This is a genomic window from Rhizobium sp. BK008 (assembly GCF_014197345.1).
Classification (GTDB): domain Bacteria; phylum Pseudomonadota; class Alphaproteobacteria; order Rhizobiales; family Rhizobiaceae; genus Rhizobium; species Rhizobium anhuiense.
Map to the genome: position 1 here is coordinate 361,694 of NZ_JACIFK010000003.1, position 18,646 is coordinate 380,339.

The 18,646-nt window shown below is 62.2% G+C and carries 17 protein-coding genes; 9 read left to right on the forward strand and 8 right to left on the reverse strand.

All coding sequences use genetic code 11. From position 1 onward, the window contains the following. The first annotated feature begins 31 nt into the window (after positions 1 to 31). The 3 genes from FHT69_RS16395 to FHT69_RS16405 all read left to right on the forward strand — a co-directional run bounded on the left by FHT69_RS16395 (position 32) and on the right by FHT69_RS16405 (position 5,461). On the forward strand, positions 32 to 1,405 hold the full coding sequence (locus FHT69_RS16395) for an LLM class flavin-dependent oxidoreductase (RefSeq protein WP_183905626.1): 1,374 nt from the start codon (positions 32 to 34) through the stop codon (positions 1,403 to 1,405). Positions 1,406 to 1,457: 52 nt separating this feature from the next. Further along, on the forward strand, positions 1,458 to 2,528 hold the full coding sequence (locus FHT69_RS16400; RefSeq protein ID WP_183905627.1) for an LLM class flavin-dependent oxidoreductase: 1,071 nt from the start codon (positions 1,458 to 1,460) through the stop codon (positions 2,526 to 2,528). A 971-nt stretch (positions 2,529 to 3,499) separates the two neighbouring features. Continuing rightward, the gene (locus FHT69_RS16405; protein WP_183905628.1) at positions 3,500 to 5,461 is read left to right on the forward strand and encodes a methyl-accepting chemotaxis protein; all 1,962 of its coding nucleotides are present in this window, start codon (positions 3,500 to 3,502) and stop codon (positions 5,459 to 5,461) included. A gap of 80 nt (positions 5,462 to 5,541) precedes the next feature. Here FHT69_RS16405 and mctP read toward each other — a convergent pair whose 3' ends face one another. From mctP to FHT69_RS16430, 5 genes are all read right to left on the reverse strand, one after another. Then, the gene (gene mctP, locus FHT69_RS16410) at positions 5,542 to 7,017 is read right to left on the reverse strand and encodes a sodium:solute symporter family monocarboxylate transporter (protein WP_047614624.1); all 1,476 of its coding nucleotides are present in this window, start codon (positions 7,015 to 7,017) and stop codon (positions 5,542 to 5,544) included. After that, the gene (locus FHT69_RS16415; RefSeq protein WP_028756206.1) at positions 7,007 to 7,204 is read right to left on the reverse strand and encodes a DUF3311 domain-containing protein; all 198 of its coding nucleotides are present in this window, start codon (positions 7,202 to 7,204) and stop codon (positions 7,007 to 7,009) included. Before FHT69_RS16415 ends, mctP begins: the two co-directional genes overlap by 11 nt. 247 nt (positions 7,205 to 7,451) lie before the next feature. Then, entirely contained in the window at positions 7,452 to 8,123 is a 672-nt protein-coding gene (gene mctR / locus FHT69_RS16420) for a two-component system response regulator MctR (RefSeq protein ID WP_097622464.1), read from the reverse strand. After that, positions 8,120 to 9,505: a sensor histidine kinase MctS gene (gene mctS, locus FHT69_RS16425; RefSeq protein ID WP_097622465.1), complete on the reverse strand. Its 1,386-nt coding sequence runs from the start codon at positions 9,503 to 9,505 to the stop codon at positions 8,120 to 8,122. Before mctS ends, mctR begins: the two co-directional genes overlap by 4 nt. Before the next feature lie 87 nt (positions 9,506 to 9,592). Then, positions 9,593 to 10,057, reverse strand: a complete 465-nt coding sequence (locus tag FHT69_RS16430; protein WP_018246856.1) for an Lrp/AsnC family transcriptional regulator — start codon at positions 10,055 to 10,057, stop codon at positions 9,593 to 9,595. A gap of 162 nt (positions 10,058 to 10,219) precedes the next feature. On the opposite strand from FHT69_RS16430, the gene FHT69_RS16435 reads away from it, so the two are divergent. From FHT69_RS16435 to FHT69_RS16455, 5 genes are all read left to right on the forward strand, one after another. Continuing rightward, positions 10,220 to 10,999, forward strand: a complete 780-nt coding sequence (locus FHT69_RS16435) for an ABC transporter ATP-binding protein (RefSeq protein WP_097622466.1) — start codon at positions 10,220 to 10,222, stop codon at positions 10,997 to 10,999. Between the two features lie 47 nt (positions 11,000 to 11,046). Beyond that, a complete protein-coding gene (locus FHT69_RS16440; RefSeq protein WP_028756210.1) occupies positions 11,047 to 11,820 on the forward strand; it encodes a transporter substrate-binding domain-containing protein in 774 nt (257 codons plus the stop codon). Between the two features lie 12 nt (positions 11,821 to 11,832). Next, positions 11,833 to 12,558, forward strand: a complete 726-nt coding sequence (locus FHT69_RS16445; protein WP_028756211.1) for an ABC transporter permease — start codon at positions 11,833 to 11,835, stop codon at positions 12,556 to 12,558. Between the two features lie 12 nt (positions 12,559 to 12,570). After that, positions 12,571 to 13,260 carry an ABC transporter permease gene (locus tag FHT69_RS16450; protein WP_028756212.1) on the forward strand — a complete coding sequence of 230 codons (690 nt, stop codon included), beginning with the start codon at positions 12,571 to 12,573 and terminating at the stop codon, positions 13,258 to 13,260. A 120-nt stretch (positions 13,261 to 13,380) separates the two neighbouring features. Then, positions 13,381 to 14,289: a homocysteine S-methyltransferase family protein gene (locus FHT69_RS16455; protein ID WP_183905629.1), complete on the forward strand. Its 909-nt coding sequence runs from the start codon at positions 13,381 to 13,383 to the stop codon at positions 14,287 to 14,289. 30 nt (positions 14,290 to 14,319) lie between these two features. Here FHT69_RS16455 and FHT69_RS16460 read toward each other — a convergent pair whose 3' ends face one another. Further along, the gene (locus tag FHT69_RS16460; RefSeq protein WP_028757039.1) at positions 14,320 to 14,754 is read right to left on the reverse strand and encodes a MarR family winged helix-turn-helix transcriptional regulator; all 435 of its coding nucleotides are present in this window, start codon (positions 14,752 to 14,754) and stop codon (positions 14,320 to 14,322) included. 197 nt (positions 14,755 to 14,951) lie between these two features. On the opposite strand from FHT69_RS16460, the gene FHT69_RS16465 reads away from it, so the two are divergent. Beyond that, positions 14,952 to 16,766 carry a chloride channel protein gene (locus FHT69_RS16465; protein ID WP_183905630.1) on the forward strand — a complete coding sequence of 605 codons (1,815 nt, stop codon included), beginning with the start codon at positions 14,952 to 14,954 and terminating at the stop codon, positions 16,764 to 16,766. A gap of 90 nt (positions 16,767 to 16,856) precedes the next feature. Here FHT69_RS16465 and FHT69_RS16470 read toward each other — a convergent pair whose 3' ends face one another. Both FHT69_RS16470 and FHT69_RS16475 read right to left on the reverse strand, forming a co-directional pair. Then, positions 16,857 to 17,627: an ABC transporter ATP-binding protein gene (locus FHT69_RS16470; RefSeq protein ID WP_183905631.1), complete on the reverse strand. Its 771-nt coding sequence runs from the start codon at positions 17,625 to 17,627 to the stop codon at positions 16,857 to 16,859. A gap of 9 nt (positions 17,628 to 17,636) precedes the next feature. After that, the gene (locus tag FHT69_RS16475; RefSeq protein WP_028755800.1) at positions 17,637 to 18,620 is read right to left on the reverse strand and encodes an ABC transporter substrate-binding protein; all 984 of its coding nucleotides are present in this window, start codon (positions 18,618 to 18,620) and stop codon (positions 17,637 to 17,639) included. Positions 18,621 to 18,646: the final 26 nt, after the last annotated feature.

The window sequence follows — 18,646 nt, forward strand, 5'->3', positions numbered from 1 at the left end:
GCAGCAGCTCAATTTGACTGGAGATAAGCCAATGAGCACATCGAAACGGCAACTGCGGCTTGGCGCGTTCATCATGGCGACCGGCCATCATATCGCCGCCTGGCGCCATCCAGAGGCGCAGGCCGATGCCGGCCTCAATATCGATCACTACCGGGAGCTCGCCCAAACCGCCGAGCGCGGCAAATTCGATCTCGTCTTCGTCGCCGATAGTCCTGCGGGATGGGACCGCGCCAAGGACGCGGAAGCGCTTCGCCGCACCGCCCAGGGCGCGCATTTCGAGCCCCTGACCCTCTGGGCCGCCCTCTCGCAGGTCACCAAGCATATCGGCTTCGTCGCCACCGCATCGACGACCTATGAGGATCCCTATCTTCTCGCCCGCAGGTTTGCGTCGCTGGACTATATCTCCAAGGGCCGTGCGGCCTGGAACGTCGTCACGACGGGCGCGGATGTTTCGAAGAATTTTTCGATCGCCGGCCATCCCGCCCATGCCGATCGTTATGAGCGGGCCGAGGAATTCGTCGACCTGGTGAAGGGCCTGTGGGATTCCTATGAAGACGACGCCTTCATCCGCGACAAGGAAAGCGGCGTCTATCTCGATCCCGACAAGGTGCATCTCGTCGATCACAAGGGCAAGTTCTTCTCGGTGGCCGGTCCGCTCAACGTCGGCCGTCCGGTTCAGGGCTATCCTGTCATCGTCCAGGCCGGCGCATCCGAACCGGGACGCGAGCTTGCCGCCCGCACGGCCGAGATGATCTTTACCGCCAACCAGACTCTCGAGGATGCGCAGGAATTCTACTCCGACGTCAAAGGTCGGCTCGCCCGCTACGGCCGCCGGCCGGACGAACTGCTGATCAGTCCCGGCATATTCCCCGTTCTCGGCGGCACGGAAGCCGAAGCCCAGGCGAATTACGACTTTATCCAATCCCTGGTTCATCCCTCCATTGCCTGGAATATCCTCGCCCGCCACTACAGGGGCGTCGATCTTTCCGGCTACTCGCTTGACGACCCCGCCCCGCCCCTGCCCGATAATACCGAACTCAACAAAAGCCGCCTCAAGCTGGTTTCCGACCTGGTGTCGCGCAACAATCTGACACTGCGCCAGTTCTATCTGGCGGTCGCCACCGCTCGCGGCCACCGGACGGTTGTCGGAACACCCGAGCAGATCGCCGATGCGATGCAAACATGGTTCGAGAACGGAGCCGCCGACGCCTTCAACATCATGCCGCCGGTGCTGCCCACGGCGTTGACCGATTTCGTCGATCAGGTCGTGCCCATCCTGCGCAAGCGCGGCCTGTTCCGGCACGAATATGAAGGCACGACGCTGCGGGAGAACCTCGGCCTCCAGCGCCCGCCGAACGGCTTCGCAGTTCAGGTGCAGCAGCAAAAGGCGCAGGCCGCCGTATGATCTGGGCTTCCCGGTTTCCGTGTTCCGATCACCGACAGAACTGCAGCATCGCATGAGCAATCATTCCGAATTTCTCTGGTATATTCCCAACGACGTCAGACCCGGTCATCGCGGCGATTCCGCCGTCGAGAACCACAACAGCCTGGATACGCTGACCAGCCATGCGCGGGCGCTCGAAGAGCATGGCTGGAAGGGGGCGCTCATTGGCACCGGTTGGGGCCGCCCCGACACGTTCACCGTCGCGGCCTCGCTCGCCGCACGGACCACCACCTTCGAACCGCTCATCGCGATCCGCCCTGGCTATTGGCGACCGGCGAATTTCGCATCCGCGGCGGCGACACTGGACCACCTCACAGGTGGGCGGGTGCGGATCAACATTGTGTCGGGCAAGGACAACTTAGCCGCCTACGGCGACAGCGAGGGCGATCAGGCGCATCGTTATAGCAGGACCAGGGAGTTCATGCGTCTGGTCCGCCGATTGTGGACGGAAGAAAACGTCACCTCGTCGGGCGAGCACTTCCGGGTCGCTGAATCCACCGTGGTGCCGCGCATCGAGGTTCGTGGCGACCGTCGGCACCCCAAATTCTATTTCGGCGGTGCCTCGGAGGCGGCCGAGCGGGTGGCCGCTGCCGAGGCCGATGTCCAGCTTTTCTGGGGTGAGCCGTTGGATGGTGTCCGCGAGCGGATCGACCGGCTCAAGGCGCTGAGCCGGGAGCTGGACCGCGACCTCCCGCCGCTGGAATTCGGCCTGCGGATCACGACGCTGGTCCGCGACACCACGGAACAGGCCTGGGCCGACGCCGAGGCGAAGGTCGCCGAGATGGCGAGAAACAAAGGTACCGGCTGGCACGATCACCAGCGTGTGCTCGCCGTCGGCCAGCAGCGGCTGCTTGAGCTGCATGAGCGCGGCGACGTGCTCGACGACAACCTCTATACGGCGCCGGGCAAGTTCGGCGGCGGCGGTGCCGGCACCACCTGGCTGGTCGGCTCGGCGGCGGATGTCGCCCGCTCGCTGCGCAAATACCAGGATCTCGGCATCACCCACTTCGTGCTGTCCGACACGCCCTATCTCTCCGAGATCAGGCGGCAGGGCGATCAGCTCCTTCCACTGCTACGCGGCTGAGGCAGAAGCAGGAATTCCTCGCCGCCCATGCGGATTGCCAGGCTACCTTCCCTCGGCATCGCCCGGCAAGCCGGCAACGTGGCGCAGAACGATATCGCCGATGGAATGAAAAGATGTCGTTGATGCTTTTGAAATGGTCGATGTCGACCGATAACAGGGCGGCATGGGTCAGGCTGGAACCGACCCAGTCCGAGTGCGGCATTCCCAATCCAGGCGCACGGCGCTGTCGAGCAGTTCCCGCCAGCTCGCTGCCGGGTTCTCGTCATGCTTTGACTCGGAAGAAGCCCGGCGTGCCACCTCCGCCCCATTTCTTTCCACGCCGCATCGTCCATGAGAACCTCTAACAATTCTCAAAGTGTTGGGCTTAACAACCGGCGAACTCCGCTGATCGGCATCGACTCGCTGTCCTAATACAACCGGAAAGACTCGTAATTATTGTTGGTCATTCGCCGAGATCGTCGCTCGAATCGGGCGCAAGAAAAGTGCTACGGTCTAATCTTACAACATAAGATCTGTGCAAATTCTGCCGGACAACTTATCATATTCTCTTGATGCGGGCATATGCCCAGCGAATGCGCAAATTTCCGCGAAAATATACGAAAAGCGCTGCAGAATGGCGCCCTGTCGGCTCCGTTTACACTCTATAAAATATATTCGCCTAAATTTTTTGATGTCGGAGCGACGGTCTCAGGATCGTCACCTACGCCATGATGGCGCACCAGGCCCCGAAATCTCGCATAATATCGACGTTGTTACTTTGACGCACCGCCTCGCATCTTGGGCGCGATGGCTCCGCGCACTCACAGGGTAAACGCGCAAGGGCATGCAAATGGCATCGTTCCGGCGCGCAAAGGCGCCTTTCTGCGCATTCGGGGACAGATCGAGGGCCTCGCATTTGAACGAGATATCACGCGCGACCCTGGCGGCCAGACACGTTTCAACAAACCTCGCCCACACGATGGAGAGTGCGAATGAAGAGAATTAAGAGTTTCGGGATCGCGGTGCGTCTCACCCTTGGCTTCAGCTTCCTGGTTCTGCTGATGGCCGGCCTGACCATCTATTCCGCGGTCAAGGTCGCTGAGATCAACGACAATCTTGAAACGATCAACGACGTCAACAGCGTCAAGCAGCGCTTTGCCATCAACTACCGCGGCAGCGTGCACGATCGGGCGATCGCCATCCGTGACGTCACTCTGGTGACCTCTGCCGATGAGCGGAAGACTGCCGAGGCATTGATCGAAAAGCTGGCCGCGTCTTACGCCGAGAATGAAAAGCGCATGGCGGAGATGGTTGCATCGCCGGCAGGTGCGACGGAACAGGAAAAGACCATTCTCAGCGAAATCGCCGACATCCAGGCGAAGACCAATCCGCTGGTCGCCCAGATCATTGCGCTGCAGGAGAAGGGCGACGGCGAGGCAGCCCGCAAGATCCTGCTCGAACAGGCGAGGCCGGCCTTCGTTGCCTGGCTTGGCGCCATCAACAAATTCATCGACTATCAGGAAGCGCTGAACAAATCGATCGGCGGCGAGGTTCGCAGCGCGGCGAGCGGCTTCAAGCCGATAGCGATGACTGCGCTCGGCATTGCGGCTGTTCTGTCCATCATTGCCGCTGCCATCACCGCACGCACGATCGTCGGCCCGCTGGCAAAACTTCAGCTTTCGCTGAAGGCTATGGCCGAGGGCAATCTCGACGGCGACCGTCGCCTCGAAGCGCGTGGCGACGAGATCGGCAGGCTCGCACGGGCCGTGGCCGGCTTGCGCGACGCCATTTCGGCAAAGGCCGAACGGGAAGCCGATGCGGAAGCCAAGAGGTCGGTAGCGGAACGGCACCGGCTCGAGCAGGATGCCGGTGAACGCCGCACCCTGGCCGAGCAGACGGACCAGGCTGTCGGCCGGCTGGGCACCGCATTGCAGGCGCTGGCCGACGGTGACCTCACGCAGCAGATCGACACGCCGTTCATTCCGTCTCTGGAAAAGCTCAGAGCCGACTTCAATTCCGCGGTCGAAAAGCTCCGCGCCGCGATGCAGAAGGTTGCCCAGAACGCCAGCGCCATCGCCGGCGGCGCGCAGGAGATCCGCTCCGCCTCGGATGATCTCGCCAAGCGGACCGAACAGCAGGCTGCATCCGTCGAGGAAACGGCGGCTGCGCTGGAGGAGATCACCACCACCGTCGCCGACTCGAGCAACCGGGCTCAGGAAGCCGGCCAGCTCGTTCGCAAGACGAAGGAAAATGCGGAACGCTCGGGCAGCGTCGTTCGCGATGCGGTCGACGCCATGGGCAAGATCGAATCCTCCGCCACCGAAATCGGCAGCATCATCGGCGTCATCGATGAAATCGCCTTCCAGACGAACCTGCTGGCGCTGAATGCCGGCGTCGAAGCGGCGCGCGCCGGCGAAGCAGGCAAGGGCTTTGCCGTCGTCGCCCAGGAAGTGCGCGAGTTGGCGCAGCGTTCGGCCAAGGCGGCCAAGGAAATCAAGGAACTGATCAACGCGTCGAATGGCCATGTGAAAAGCGGTGTCGCCCTGGTTGGCGAGACCGGAAAAGCCCTGCAGGAAATTGCAGTGCAGGTACAGCAGGTCGACGGCAATGTCGTGGCGATCGTCGGCGCTTCGCAGGAGCAGGCGACGGGGTTGAAGGAGATCAATGCCGCCGTCAACAAGATGGATCAGGGCACCCAGCAGAACGCCGCCATGGTGGAAGAAGCGACAGCCGCCGCCCATAGCCTCGCCAAGGAAGCCGACGCGCTGTTCCAGTTGCTGGGCCAGTTCAACATCGGCGGAGCGGTGGCACCGAAGCGGATATCGCAGCCCGCCGCCGTGGCACAGCATGCTCAACCGGTGGCCTCGCCGGCGCGCCAGATGATTGCCAAGGTGGGCAAGTCGTTCCAGGCGAATGGGAATGCGGCATTGGCCGGCGATTGGGAAGAGTTTTAAGTCGAGCTCATCCCCCTCCAGCTTGTGCTGGAAAGCAAATGGTTACGAAGGGCAGCGTTTGCTGCCCTTCTATTTTCATCCTAGGCCCGAGCCGGAACCTTGGCCGGAAGCAGGGCGTTGACCACGACCGCAACACCGATGTTTGCCGCAAGCGCCAGCAGTCCCGTGTAGACGGTGAAGGGTTCGCCGCCGAGGCTGATCAGGTGCAGAGGTTTCCAGCCGGCATCCCAGACGAGGAAGGTGCCGCCGCAGAAGCCGACGAACCAGCCGGCAAGCAGGCCGGGTGCGCGGAACCAGTTGGTATAGAGACCGAACACCAGGGCCGGAAGTGTCTGCAGGATCCAGATGCCGCCGAGCAGCTGCAGGTCGAGGGCGAATTGCGTCGGCAGGAAGATGATGACGAGAAGCGCGCCGACCTTCACCACCAGCGACGTCACCTTCGCGACCTTGGCCTCACCCGCATCGCTGACATTGGGATCGACATAGGCTTTCCAGAAATTGCGGGTGAACAGATTGGCGGCGCCGATGCTCATCACCGCTGCCGGCACCAGCGCGCCGATGGCGATCGCCGCAAAGGCGAAGCCGGAGAACCAGCCCGAAAACAGCGTCTTGAACAGCGTCGGAACGACATCATTGGCGCTGTCGAGCTTCAGGTTGGCGGCGTGTCCCATATAGCCGAGCAGCGCGAGAAGGCCGAGCAGCAGCGTATAGGCGGGCAGCATGATCGCATTCTTGCGGATCGTCTTGCCGCTGTTGGAGGCAAAGATACCCGTCAGCGTATGCGGATACATGAAGGCCGCGAGCGCTGAACCCAAGGCGAGCGTGGCATAGGCGACATACTGATTGCCGCCGAGCAGCAGGCTGCCGGAACCCTTGGCCTGGAAGGCCGCGTCAGCCGAGGCAAAGACATTGGCGTAGCCTCCGAGCTTCGACGGGATCAATGCGACGGCTGCGATCACGACGATATAGATCATGATGTCCTTGACGAAGGCGATCAGAGCCGGCGCGCGCAGACCCGCTGAATAGGTGTAGAGCGCCAGCACGATGAAGGCGATCGCCAGCGGCAGTTCGCCATGCAGCCCGAGTGCCTTCAGCACCGCCGTCATGCCGACGAGCTGCAGGGCGATGTAGGGCATGGTGGCGATGACGCCGGTTGCCGCCACCGCGAGTTCGAGACTGCGCGATCCGTATTGACCGTGAACGACGTCGGCCGCCGTCACATAACCGAAATCCTTGGCGCGTTTCCACAGAACCGGCATGACCATGAAGACGAAGGGATAGACGACGATGGTATACGGCAGCGCGAAGAAGCCGTAGGCGCCGACGGTATAGACCAGCGCCGGGACGGCGATCACGGTGTAGGCGGTATAGAAATCACCGCCGACGAGGAACCAGGTGATCCAGGTGCCGAAGTTGCGTCCGCCAAGGCCCCATTCATCGATATGGGCGAGTGTCTCCGGCTTGCGCCAGCGGCTGGCGACGAAGCCCATGACGGTGACGAGCGCGAAAAAGAAGATGAAGACGGCAAGCGCCGTGCCGTTGATGTCAGTCGTCATGGCGGGTGCTCCGATAGGCGATCCAGGTCAGCGTCGCGGTGATCGGCACCCAGAGAAGCTGATACCAGTAGAAGAACGGAAAGCCGAAAAGAGCCGGCTCGCGGAGATTGTAGAATGGCGGCCAGAGCAGACCTATAAACGGAATGACAAGCAGCCAGAGCGCTGCCTTGCTACGTGGTTTTTCCATGTCGGGATCCCTTTCAGGCGCCGCGGGCGGCGGTCGCCATGTTCCAGTTGTCGGCGTGGAAGGCAGGTCTGTCAGCCGGCGGCCGCGGTAGGCCCGGTTCGGGTCGCTTGCGGTTTTCCGGTCGATCGGAAGCTGATGTAACGCATGTGAATTCCTCCCAACGGCTCGCACTCGGCCAGCCGTGAGGGGAGTCCTAGGACGCTGGTTTCATCCCCACAAGATGGGTGCAAGGGTGAAATGCCGGGGCCTACCCAGAAGTGGGTAGGCGCGAATTCACGTCGACTTTTGCAACGATGCCGTGGTCGAGCGCATAGCGGATGAGGCCGGCCGTGGTTGCGATGCCGAGCTTTTTCTTGAGATTCTTGCGATGGGTTTCCGCCGTGGCGGAGCTTATCCCGAGCGCCTCGGCGATCTCCCGGTTGCTCCTGCCGGCAACGATCAGCCCGAGAATGTCGCGTTCGCGCGGTGTCAGGGGATCGCTCCCCTCCTCCACCCGCTCGCCCATCAGCGCGTCGAAGACACCGGAGGAGAAATAGGTGCCGCCACCTGCCACGGTCTCGATGGCCGAGACGATCTCGTCGGTCGAGACGTCCTTCAGGATATAGCCGGCAGCGCCATGCATGACCGAGGAGGAAATATATTCGCGACTGTCATGCATGGAGAGCATCACCACCCGCGCCTGGGGCAGTTCGTTCCGGAACAATTCGATCGCATCGATGCCGCTCAGCTTCGGCATGTTGATGTCCATCAGCACGACCTGCGGCAGAACCTGCCGGCCGATGTCGAGCCCCGTTTGTGCGAGCCCGGCCGTGCCGGCGACTTCGATATGGTCGAATGTTTCGAGCACTGCCTTCAACCCGTCCAGCACCAGCGGGTGGTTGTCGATCAACAGCACCCTGATTTTCGGGCGTTCCGTCATGCGGCTTCCGCCTGCCGATCGGCGGGACGATTGGCCGATTTCGGCAGCATCGCCGTCAGCGTCGTGCCGGCCTCGCTGCTGTTGATCAGCAACAGACCGCGGAAGTGGGCCATCCGTTCCTGCATGTTGCGCAGGCCCAGACCCGATCTGCCGGATAAGTCGCCCCTGGCGCCGTCGAAGCCGGTGCCGTTGTCGGTGACGGTCATGCGGGCGCGGCCGCCGTCGCTCCAGAGCTTGACCGCAAGTTTGGAGGCGCCCGAGTGGCGTTCGACATTGTTGAAGGCTTCCTGGGCGACGCGATAAAGCGCGGTGCTCGCCTCGGCCTTCAGCGTGTCGGTGAAGCCCGAAGCATCGATCTTCGTCTCGATCCCCGTCCGCTCGGCGAAATGATAACACAGCGCCTCTAACGCCGCCGTCAGGCCGAGATCGTCGAGCACGCGCGGCCGCAGATCGTGCGACAGCCGTCTGATCTCCTTGATGGCGCCGTTCAGCGCCTCGACGCCGCGGTCGATGGTAAGAGCCGCATCGTCGACATTGGTCCTGACCTTGCGGCCGGCAAGGTCCATCGCATAGCGCACGCCGACGAGATTCTGGGAAATGCCGTCATGCAGCTCGCGCGCAAGCCGCGCGCGCTCTTCTTCCTGGGTGTCGATGACCCGCTGCGTCAGCGCCTTGAGCCGGCTGTCGGCCATGCGGCGCTCGTGGAAAGTCAGCAGCATGCAGGTGGTGAAAACGACGAGCACCGAAGGCACGGCGATCAGCGCGACGATGATGAAGGTCCGTCTGATGTTGGCGCGCATGCCGGTATTGGCGGCGGCACTCTGGGCAAAGACATCGTCGAGGTAAACGCCGGTGCCGACGACCCAGTGCCACTTGTCGAGACTGACGACGAAGGAGAGCTTGTCGGCGATCTGTCCGGTCGATGGTTTCTGCCATTTGTATTGATGCAGGCCGCCGCCCGCTTTTGCCGTGGCGATCAGTTCGGCAATGACCTTGTCGCCATCCGGATCGGTCAGGTCGAGCCAATTGTGCCCATGTCGGAACGTCTGGCGCGGATGGACGATATTGTTGCCGTCATAGTCGTAGACGAAGAAATATCCGTCCTTGCCGTAGTCGAGCGAGGTCAGAATCGCCGCCACCTGCTGCTTGGCGGCCTCGTCGTCGGAACCGGCTTTGTCATAAATCGTCTGGATGGCGGACAGGGCAAGGTTGGTCAGATTGAGGATTTCCGCTTCCTTGGTCTTCAGCATGTTCTGCTCGAACGTATCGATGCTGTTCTTGGCGAGGTTTGCCGATTGCCATGTGATGAAGGTGGTGATCGCAAGGATCGAAATGACGAGCGGGACGATCGCCAATGCGATGATCTGGTGTCGTAGCGTCAACGATCATTCCTCCCGAGAATGTGTGCCCGGAATTATGCCCTTTGCCGAATGCGAGTCCAGCGGCTTGTCCGCGCGGCCGCGCCAACGCTACTCCAGCGGCACGAACAGACCGAGCTTGACGTCGCGCAGCACGACATTCGTGTGCATGCGGCGGATCTGCGGATTGTCTGCCATGATCAGCGCAGCGATATCGTCATAATGTTCGACGTCGCGGGCGGTGACGATCGCGATCAGATCGACCGCGCCCGTGACGTAATAGACCTGTTGTATGTGATCCTGCTTCTCCGCCCAGAGGCGGAACTTCGCCAGCGCGTCGTAATTGTCCCGCTCGATCTCCATCCCGACGATGAACACCATCGCCGTTCCCGTCGCCTTGCGGTCGACGACGGCCACCTCCGCCTTGATGATCCCTTCCTCGCGCAGCCGTTTCAACCGCCGCTGCACGGCCGAGACCGACAGCCCGATCCGTTCGGCGATCGTTTCGGCTTTCAGCTGGCAGTCGCGCTGAACGATATCGAGAATGTCGCGGTCAAAACGATCCAGTTGTTCCATTGTTCAGTCCAGTTGTCGCTGCGGCACTTCGCGGTTTCTGCCGTATTCGCCGCGTGAGGAAGATTATTTTGCACAAATTATTCAGAAGAGACGAATATTGCGCGAAAAAACCGCGTTATTTTATCATTATCCTTCGCAAATTCAGTTCAGCCGGAACCATGCATGTCGGATCAACCCTTTCCTGCTCTTCGCGTCGAAGATCTTCATAAAAGCTTCGGCTCGCAAGAGGTTCTCAAGGGTATTTCGGCGGAGGCCCACAAGTCTGACGTGATTTCGATTATCGGCTCGTCGGGCTCCGGCAAGAGCACCTTTCTCAGATGCATCAATTTCCTGGAAACCCCGGATCGTGGGCGCATCGCCGTGAACGGCGAGGAAATCGCGCTGAAGATGGGCCGGGACGGCCGGCTGCAGCCGCGCAGCTGGCGGCAGATCGAACGGCTGCGGACCGGGCTCGGAATGGTCTTTCAGAGCTTCAATCTCTGGGCTCATCGGACGGTGCTGGAAAACGTCATTGAGGCGCCGGTGCACGTGATGGGCATTCCGCGGCGCGAGGCCGTCGAAAAAGCCGAGGCCCTGCTCCATAAGGTCGGCCTCTTCGACAAGCGTCACGCCTATCCGGCTTTCCTCTCCGGCGGCCAGCAGCAGCGCGCGGCGATTGCCAGAGCCCTCTGCGTCGATCCCGATGTCATGCTGTTCGACGAACCGACATCGGCGCTTGATCCGGAGCTGGTCGGCGAGGTCCTGAAAGTCATCCGCGATCTCGCGGAAGAAGGCCGGACGATGCTGATCGTCACGCATGAAATGCGCTTTGCCCGCGATGTCTCGAGCCGTGTTCTCTTCCTGCATCAAGGACGGATCGAGGAGGAAGGTCCGCCGGAGCAGATATTCGGGGCGCCGGTCAGCGCCCGCTGCCGGGAATTCACCGGTCTCAGCGCCCACTGATGCCGACCGCTCTCTCATCGACAACACAAACCAGGAGAATCCTGCGAATGAAACTGCTCCCCACGCTTTTCGCCGGCGCGGCACTCGTGCTTTCCGCCGTCACCGCACAGGCCGAAGTCCGCTTCGGCGTCATGAACGAATCCTATCCGCCCTTCTTCGCCAAGGACGCGTCGGGCCAATGGCAGGGATGGGAAATCGACCTGATGAATGCCGTCTGCGAAGAGATGAAGGAGAAATGCTCGATCGTCGACATTTCCTGGGACGGTCTCATTCCGGCGCTCCAGAGCAAGAAGTTCGACGTGATCTGGTCGTCGATGTCGAACACCGCGGAACGCTCGAAGGTGATCGACTTCACCGACAAATATTACAACACGCCAAGCACCCTGATCGGTCCCAAGGACCAGAAGCCGGGCGCCACCGCCGAGGACGTGAAGGGCAAGACCATCGGCATCCAGGTGTCGACGATCCAGTCGGAATATTACAAGAAGTATTTCGCCGGCGCTGCCGAGGAAAAGACCTACCAGACGCTCGACGAGGCTTTTCAGGACCTCGCCTCCGGCCGTATCGACTATGTCTTCGGCGATTCACTGGCGCTTGACGCTTTCCTGAAAAGCGATGGCGGCAAGGATTGCTGCGCAAAGGCGGGCGACGTCGCCGACGACAAGGAGATCCTCGGCGCCGGCGTTTCGGGCGGCCTGCGCAAGGAAGACACGGAGCTGAAGGCCAAGCTGAACGCGGCCATCGCTGCAGTCCGTGCCAACGGCCAGTATGACGCCATCACCAAGAAATACTTCGATTTCGACATCTACGGCGCGAAGTAAGCAATCCCGATAATGGCGACCGCGCAACAAGGTATTCTGGACCTGCTGTCTCCCTATCCTCCGGGATGGGGCGGCGTTCTCTTGGCAGGTGCGGTCTCCACGGTCGCCATCTCGGCTTGCGCTTTCGCGATCGGCCTCCTGCTCGGCACGGGCGGCGCGCTGGGGAAGCTTTCGGGCAATCGCCTGCTCCGCCTGCTGCTCGATCTATATACCACGCTGATCCGCGCCGTTCCCGAACTGATCCTGATCGTCGGGCTCTATTATGCCGGCACCGACGGCCTCAACCGGCTGCTCGCCGTGTTCGACCTGCCGCCGGTCAATGTGAATGGTTTCGTCGCGGCCGTTGCGGTGCTGGGCTTCGTGCAGGGCGCCTACATGACGGAGGTGCTGCGCGGCGCGATCCTCGCCATTCCCGTCGGCCAGATCGAAGCTGCCAAGGCCTTCGGCATGGGGCCGGTGCTGCGGTTTCGCCGCGTCCTGCTGCCGGCGCTCTTGCCGAACGCCCTGCCGGGTCTTGCCAATCTGTGGATGTCGGTCACCAAGGACAGCGCGCTGGTCGCCGTCGTCGGCTATCAGGAATTGGCGCTCGCCACCCGTCTTGCCGGGGCAAGCACAAAACACTACTTCGTCTTTTTCCTTGCTTCGGCCCTTCTCTACCTCGCTATCACGCTCGTTTCCAACCTCGTCTTCAAACTGATCGAGGGGCGGGTACGGCGGGGGCAGCCGCGCCTTGCCTGAAGAAAGCGCCCCATGAGTTTCACCTGGATCTCTTCCTATTGGCCGCTGCTTCTGACGGGCGCCTGGCAGACCATTTGCCTGCTGGTGATCTCTGTGGTGTTCGGCTTTGCCCTCGCCATCGGCCTCGCCTTCGCGCAAGTCAGCGGCGGCAGGCTGACGCGGCTACTGGCGCGGGGCTACTGCACCTTCTTCCGCGGCACGCCGCTGCTGATACAGCTGTGGCTTCTCTACTATGGGGTGGGATCGCTGCTGCCGATGATCCCCGGTATCCGCCAGAGCCTGTTCTGGCCGATCCTGCGCGAGGGCTTCTTCTTCGCCGCCGTCAGTTTCACCCTGAACTATGCGGCCTATGAGGCGGAGGTATTGCGCGGCGCGCTGCTCGCCGTTCCCAAGGGTGAGCTCGAAGCCGGCCGGGCCTTCGGCCTGTCGCCCTGGATGCTGACCCGCCGCATCTGGCTGCCGCGCGCCATTCGCATCGCCCTGCCGACCATTGCCGGAGAGATCGTCATGCAGCTCAAGGCGACGCCGCTCGCCTTTACGGTGACAGTGATGGATCTCTATGCCGTGGCGAACAAGGTCCGGCAGGACACGCTGCTCGTCTATGAACCGCTGCTGGTCGTCACCCTCTTTTATCTCGCCTTGACCGCAGTGGTCGCCCGCGTCTTCCGAGGTCTCGAAGCGCAGGTGCCGGTTCGCCGTTAGGCGGACGGAAAGGGACTGGCCCATGAACTACCTCGCGCACGAACCACGTGCATCTCGCCCACTTTGTTATGAAAAGCCCGCCGCCGGCCACGGCGCGACGGCCTGAATGGAGACCTCTTCATGAGCACGACGCGAATTCTCGATGGCGGCACGAGCCGCGAGCTGCTGCGGCTGGGCGCCGAACTGAAACAGCCGGAATGGTCGGCATTGGCGCTGATCAACGCGCCTGATATCGTTCGCAAGGTCCACCAGGAATTCATTGCCGCCGGCTCCGAGGTCGTGACGACGAACAGTTATGCGCTGGTGCCCTTTCACATCGGCGAGGATCGGTTTTGGAAGGAAGGGCCGGCGTTGATCCGTCTCGCCGGTCGGTTAGCCCGCGAGGCGGCAGATGCCGTCTCGCATCGCAAGGTGCTGGTCGCCGGCTCGCTGCCACCGATCTTCGGCTCATACGAGCCACAGAACTTTCAGCCGTCGCGGGTGCAGGACTATCTCGAGGTGCTCGTCGAAAACCTCGGCCCCTTCGTCGATATATGGCTCGGCGAGACGCTGAGCCTGATCGCCGAGGCGGAGGCCGTCCGCAACGCGGTGGCGGCATCAGGCAAGCCGTTCTGGATTTCCTTCACATTGGCGGATGACGAGGCAGCCATCGGAGGCGGCGAACCGAAGCTTCGCTCCGGCGAAACCGTCGCTGACGCGGCGTCCTGGGCGGTGTCATCGGGCGCTGAAGCCTTCCTGTTCAATTGCAGCAAGCCCGAGGTCATGCAGGCGGCCGTGGAGACGGCGGCGCGCGTCTTCCGGACAATGGACGCTTCCATCGAGATCGGCGTCTATGCCAACGCCTTCGAAGGGGAAACAGGCGAAGCGGCCGCCAATGAAGGGCTGCATGAAACCCGCAACGATCTGAATGACGATGCCTATTCGCGTTACGCCTGCTCCTGGGCCGAAGCCGGCGCGACGATCATCGGCGGCTGCTGCGGGATCGGCGCCGCCCATATCCATCGGCTCAAGAAGACGCTCTTGAGTTGACGCGGCACGTAGGCCGCGCCGCGGCGACTGTTATTCAGCTTTCGGCGCCGTTTTCTGCAGTTCGAGGAGGAGCTTGATCAGCTTCGGCGCCATCTCCCGTATTTCTGAAAGATGGACGGCGCTCAGCCGCGTCAGCAGCGCGTCCGCCTTGTCGGTCAGCAGAATCGTCTGGCGGCGCCTGTCGGCCGGATCGGCATGACGTTCGACCAATCCGGCATCCGACAGCCGCCCGACAAGTTCGGTCGCCGTATGCGGCGCGATGATCAGCCGCTCGGCCAACATGCCGATGGTTACGGCACCGCCGCGTTGTCCCTTGATCGCCAGCAGCGCCTGATGCTGTTGCGTCGGCAGTCCTTCCGACTGGGCGGCGGAGGCGCTGAAGTCCATGAACTGGCGAAGCGCGAACCGGAGGTCGGCGAGAGCCTGGTAATCTTCCTGTCTGAGCGGCGGCGCGGTCTTCTTCAAAGCCATTCTCCTTTGCCGCAGCGGCTGCCCAGGTTGGAAGCCATTCGGCCATCTCGAATAGAGGGGCAGTCGCCAGCCGGTCAAGGGAGGCATCTTATGAGACATGATCGTCTTCATGTTTTCGTCCCTTGATTTATATCGTGTCACGATATATTGACGCCCCTCAAGCGTATCCGTTCCGCGTAGCAGAGGCTTCCATGGCGCAGCATCAACCAAGCAACCGGCCGCACGATTTCACCGGCGGTCTTTCCCGGCATGAGGCCGGAGATTTCACCACCGACCGGCGGGTCCTCCTGCTGGTTGGCATGTCCATCATTGTCGGCACGGCAGGCGCGTTTGCCGCCTGGTGTCTCGTCAGCCTCATCGCGCTGGTGACGAATGCCATCTGGTTCGGGCAGATCGGCATCCGGCCCGCCTCTCTGGCTGCGGTGCCGCGCTCGCTATGGGTGGTTCTGGTTCCGCCGCTCGGCGGACTGGTCATCGGGCTCATGGCCCGCTTCGGGTCGGAGAAGATACGCGGCCACGGCATTCCGGAGGCGATCGAGGCCATCCTGATCGGCGGCAGCCGGATGTCACCGAAGGTCGCGATCCTCAAGCCGCTGTCATCGGCAATCTCCATCGGAACCGGCGGTCCGTTCGGCGCCGAGGGGCCGATCATCATGACCGGCGGTGCGATCGGCTCGCTGTTCGCCCAATTCTTCCACATGAGTGCCGCAGAGCGGAAGACGCTGCTCGTCGCGGGTGCCGCCGCAGGCATGACGGCGATCTTCGGCTCGCCGATCGCCGCGGTCATGCTGGCGGTCGAACTCTTATTGTTCGAATGGAAGCCGCGCAGCTTCATTCCGGTCGCCGTCGCCGCTTGCGTATCGATCTGCTGGCGTCCGCTGCTGTTCGGTACCGGTCCGCTGTTCCCGACCCACTTTCAGCCAGACTTGCCCTGGTGGGGGATTTTCGCCTGTGCGGCGATGGGCATCATCTCAGGCCTGCAATCGGGATTGCTGACGACACTGCTCTACCGGATCGAGGATCTGTTCGAGGCCTTGCCGATCCACTGGATGTGGTGGCCGATGCTCGGCGGTCTCGTCATCGGCCTCGGCGGCCTGATTGAACCGCGAGCAATGGGCGTCGGCTACGACATCATCGATGGCTTGCTCAACAACCGGCTGCTCGCGCCGGCTGTGATGTCGATCCTGCTGGTGAAGACGGTCATCTGGCTGTTTGCCCTGTCGTCGGGCACCTCGGGCGGCGTGCTTGCACCGCTTCTGATTTTCGGCGGCGCTCTCGGATGGCTGGTCGGGCTTGTTATGCCGGGCAACGATCCCGGCTTCTGGGCGCTGCTCGGCATGGCGGCGATGATGGGCGGAACCATGCGCGCGCCGCTGACGGGAACCTTCTTCGCGATGGAGATCACCGGCGACATCAGCACGCTCGTTCCGCTGCTTGCCGCAACGGTTACGGCCTATGCCGTCACGGTTTTGCTGCTGCGCCGCTCGATCCTCACCGAGAAGATCGCACGCCGCGGCCAGCATATCACCCGCGAATATGGCGTCGATCCGTTCGAGCTATCGCGGGCAAGGGAGATCATGATCAGCGATGTCGATACGCTTCCGGTCACCATGACGGTGGGAGAGGCGTGCGACTTCTTTGCCTCGCTGGAGAAAACGCACCGGATCTATCCGGTGGTCGATGCAGGAGGCAAATTGGCAGGCATCGTATCGAGGGCTGACGCCCTGCTCTGGCAGGGGAATTTGGACCTCGCCGGACAGACGCTTGCGGAAAATGTGACAGACGCGTCCGTTCCTGTCGGGCATCCGGATGATACGGTCGCATTCATCGCCGACCTGATGCTGTCGACCGGCGACGGACGCATTCCGATCGTCGATCCGACCTCAGGGAAATTGTGCGGCCTGATCGCCCGCAAGGATCTCCTGCGGCTGCGCAGTTCCTACCGGTCGGCGGAACTGGATCGGCGGCCGTATCTCACCGCCGGCTCAAAGAGCAGGGCGCAATAGCGGTCCGCTGATGTTCTCTCCCTCGCTCCTGCTACTGCGGCGCGCCACATGGAACAGGTTCCATGTGGCGCGCGCTGACGACTGAAGATGTCAGCGCAGTCCGAACAGGTTCAGCAACTCTTCGCGGTGTCGGACGAATTCCGGGGCGCTGCGGTCGCGAGGACGGGGCAGATCGATTTCGATCAGGCGCGGCTCGCTGCCTTTTTCCCGTGGCAGGATCAGGATCCGGTCGGCGAGATAAATCGCTTCCTCGAGATCGTGGGTCACGAGAATGGTGGTGACATCCTCATCGCGCCAGATCCGTGCTAGCTCCTGCTGCATGCCGATCTTGGTCATTGCGTCGAGCGCGCCGAGCGGTTCGTCGAGCAGCAGGATCTCCGGCTGGACGGCAAGCGCCCGGGCGATCCCGACGCGTTGGGCCATGCCGCCGGAGAGCTGCCGGGGATAGGCCGCCTCGAATTGCTGCAGGCCGACGAGCTTGACATAATGGCGCGCCCGCGCCCTCGCCTGCTCACGTGACAGACCTCTTGTTTCCAGCCCGAAGGAGACATTGTCGAGCACATCAAGCCAGGGAAGCAGCCGCGGTTCCTGGAAGATGACGGCGCGCTCCGCGCCGACGCCGCACACCGCCTTGCCGTCGACGAGAACCTCTCCCGTGTCGGAATCCTCAAGACCTGCCAGAACCCTGAGCAGGGTCGTCTTGCCCGAGCCGCTGGCGCCGACAATGGCGAGGCTTTCGCCGGAGCGGATGTGGAGGTTGATATCCTTGAGAACCTCTAGCTGTGTCCCGTTCAACTTGTAGGATTTGGAGAGGTGACGGATCGTTACCTCTCCGCGGCTCGTGTCCTCAGCGATGCTCATCACGGTTCCTCAGTTGCTTGCCGGCTTGGCGTCGGCGGCAAAGAGGATGTCCTTGGCCGCCAGCTGGCCTTGCTTCAGCTTGCCTTCGCGAACCAGGACGTCGATCCAGAACTGGATGTCGCGCTCGACCGGCAGGCCGCCGGCGCGCACGCCGTAGCCGCGGAAATACTGTGCGATATCCGCGTTCTCGCCACGCTCGCTGAGCGCCTTGGCCAGGATCTTCTTGGTTTCCTCAGGATGCTCGCGGGCATAGTCGAGGGCGCGGGCCGACTGCTCGACGAAAATCTTCGAAGCCTCCGGATGCTGCTGAATGAAATCGCGGCGCAGTACCACAAAGCCGCCGGCAATGTCTCCAAGCACGTCGGTATCGTCGAAAATCGCCCGCAGACCGCCGTTCTTCAGCGCTGCACCCTCGAAGGTCGTCTGCCAATAGCCGAAGGCGGCGATATCGACCTGCTTGGAACGCAGCACCTGCTCGAGCTGCGGCCCGGGGACGACGACCTGATTGGCGACGTCGGTCGGCAGGTCGACGGAATGCAAGGCCTCGCGGATGGTATAGTCGAGATGGGCGCCGAGCGTATTGACCGCGATGCTCTTGCCGGCAATGTCCTTGATGCCTTTGATCGGGCTGTCTTCCAGCACGTAGAAGGTCGACTGCACCTCGTCGTTGATGCCGTTCGAAGGATAGGCGGCGACGAAATCATTGCCGCCGATGATCGAGTTCAGGACGGCGGAGGTTGCAGCGCTGCCAATCTCGACGTCACCGGATGCCAGAGCGATGAGGGAGGCCGGGCCGCCCTGGGCATAGCCGACATTTTCCAGCGTGATGCCCGTGCCTTCGAAATAGCCGAGCTCGGCGGCGAGTTCATGGGCGGCAAGGCCGCCCTGGCTGGCGAGGTAGCGCAGCTTCACCGTGTCGGTGGCAGCGGCCGGTGTGGCAAGGCCGAGAGCGATCACGGCCGGCAGAAGGAGGTTGCGGGGATGGAATGTCATGTGGTGGTCCTTTTCGGAAGAGGAAA